Here is a 1,975-nt window from a genome sequence, read left to right as displayed (position 1 = left end):
ACGCCGATCTGTGGGTCAGCGAGAAGTTGAACCTGAATGTCTCCGGTGTCGGCCACATCGAGTACTGGGGCCAACCCACGGTGACGCGCACGACCTCGGGCATCGCCAAGGTGTTTTCGCGCGGTGACCGGCGTGCGCCGCCGGCGCCTCCAGCGGCACCCGCAGCACCGGCAGCGCCAGCGGGTCCGTCGGCGCCGCGCGCACCGGCCCAATAGCCGCTTTGGCGGAATGGCAGCAAGACTAGTCGTCCGGCGGCTCAACATTTCCACGCGCAAGGCGTCAAGCGCCCGCATTCTTTGCCACAATGCGCCGCTCCTTCAGCGAATAGACAGGGGCTCTCGCGCAACCGCAAACACTCAGAGGCCCAGCCCCATGCAGCACAGAAGAATTGTCTCGATCGGTCTTGTCTGCCTCGGCTTGGGCTTTGGCCTCGGTGCCGCCACGGCCCAAGCCCAAGCGCCGGCGGCCGCCGCCGCGCCAAAGTTCGGCGTGCTTTCGTTTCTCGGCGAGTCGATCAACATCATTGGCTCGCGCCCCTCGACCGGCAGCCGCCTGTCCAAGAATGATCAAATGTCGGTCGACATTCCGGACGCAGGTTTTGATGCCTCGGCCTTGAGCGCGACCCAGGCGACGCTCAAGCGTCTCGCGCCGCAAAACGAAGCGATGCTGTTCAACGTCAAGGCGCCAAAATGGATAGCGAATCCTAACGAGCTGTTCACCGACGGCAAGTTGCAGGTGTCAGCAAAGTTGCTGGAGTCGCTGCGGGCCAGCGGGGCGACTCATCTGGTCGTGCTGACCCGGCATCGCGCCGAGGCGCTGGTGCAATTCCACGACTGGGGTTACAACATGGGCGGCACGGCCGAAGGCCTGGGCTACATCATCAGCCGGATGGAACGTGTCATCGACAAAACCACCGGGAATACCCAGGACGGCTTTATCGCACCCTTTGTGTTTGTGCGCTTGAGCCTGGTGAACCTGAGCGACGCCAGCGTCATCAAGCAACGCACGATCACGGTTGCCCAGCCTTTGACCATGAAGATCAGCAGCGCCAGCACTGACCCTTGGGACAGCCTGCCGGCGGCCGAAAAGATCGACAAACTCAACCAGATGATTGAACGCGAATTGGACAATGCCTTGCCCAAGTTGGTCGAAGGCTTGATCTAGGTTTAGCGTTCGCCGTCCCAGTAGTCCAGCGTGTTGTCGCGCCGCTGGATGAAGGCCGGGCCCTTGGAGAAGACCGCGAGTTTGGCGGAGTCGGGGTACTCGCAGACCTCGGGCCGCTCCTGCGTGCTGATGGACAAATACTTCAGCTCGGCGTCTGAGGTGTTGATGATGTGATGCGGGAACTCAGGGCCGCAGGGAATGCAGATCACGTCGCCGGCCTTGATCGGCAACAGCTCGCCCGCCACCCGCAACGTGCCGGTGCCCTCCAGCACGATGAACATCTCCTCCTGGCTGTGGTGGAAGTGATAAGGGCAGCTCTGCTTGCCCGGCGCCACCGTGTCGACGCCGCAGCCCAGCTTGCGCGCCAAGGTGCCCTCGGTGACGCCGCCGACCATGCTGTCGTAAGCCGGCTCACGGTGGAAACGCTCGCGCGGCACTTCAAGAAAATTGCGGATCAGTTGTTGGCGCAGCTCGGCGTCCTTGTCCTTGTCCTTGTCCTTGTCCTTGTCCTTGTCCTTGTCCTTGTCCTGGTCCTGGTCGATTTCCATTGCTCACTCCTGAGACGCTGTACAGACTCCTCATCATCATCGCCCGCCGCCGGACCCAAAAGCAAAAAAGGCCCGCGCAATCAAATCGCACGGGCCTGACCTATCGCGCCGAACCGAGGTTCGGCCACTGAATCAATCGAACATTCAGTCTTGGCGGTTACGGCGGGCCATGAAGCCAACACCGATCAAACCAGCCAGCAACAGCGCATAAGTCTGTGGCTCCGGCACGGCCGTGGTGAACTGCAGGTCGTCGACCACCACGC

4 protein-coding genes are annotated in these 1,975 nt (G+C 62.0%); 2 read left to right on the top strand and 2 right to left on the bottom strand.

What is annotated here, in order from left to right:
- Together RMO57_RS20355 and RMO57_RS20350 are read left to right on the top strand one after the other, a co-directional pair.
- Positions 1-215: hypothetical protein (locus tag RMO57_RS20355; RefSeq protein ID WP_310389782.1), on the top strand; the 215-nt coding region annotated here is incomplete at its 5' end.
- Positions 216-372: 157 nt separating this feature from the next.
- Positions 373-1,164, top strand: a complete 792-nt coding sequence (locus RMO57_RS20350; protein ID WP_310389780.1) for a hypothetical protein — start codon at positions 373-375, stop codon at positions 1,162-1,164.
- A 2-nt stretch (positions 1,165-1,166) separates the two neighbouring features.
- Here the strand turns inward: RMO57_RS20350 and RMO57_RS20345 are convergent, their stop codons facing one another.
- Both RMO57_RS20345 and RMO57_RS20340 read right to left on the bottom strand, forming a co-directional pair.
- The gene (locus RMO57_RS20345; RefSeq protein ID WP_310389778.1) at positions 1,167-1,712 is read right to left on the bottom strand and encodes a cupin domain-containing protein; all 546 of its coding nucleotides are present in this window, start codon (positions 1,710-1,712) and stop codon (positions 1,167-1,169) included.
- 144 nt (positions 1,713-1,856) lie between these two features.
- Positions 1,857-1,975 (bottom strand): PEP-CTERM sorting domain-containing protein (locus RMO57_RS20340; protein WP_414896465.1); only part of this gene is annotated, 119 nt, incomplete at its 5' end.

Origin of the sequence: Roseateles sp., assembly GCF_031397715.1 — a bacterium.
In the GTDB taxonomy this organism is placed as follows: Bacteria; Pseudomonadota; Gammaproteobacteria; order Burkholderiales; family Burkholderiaceae_C; genus Paucibacter_A.
Note: the sequence above shows the minus strand (reverse complement) of the source record. Positions and strands in the feature narration are given on the sequence as shown.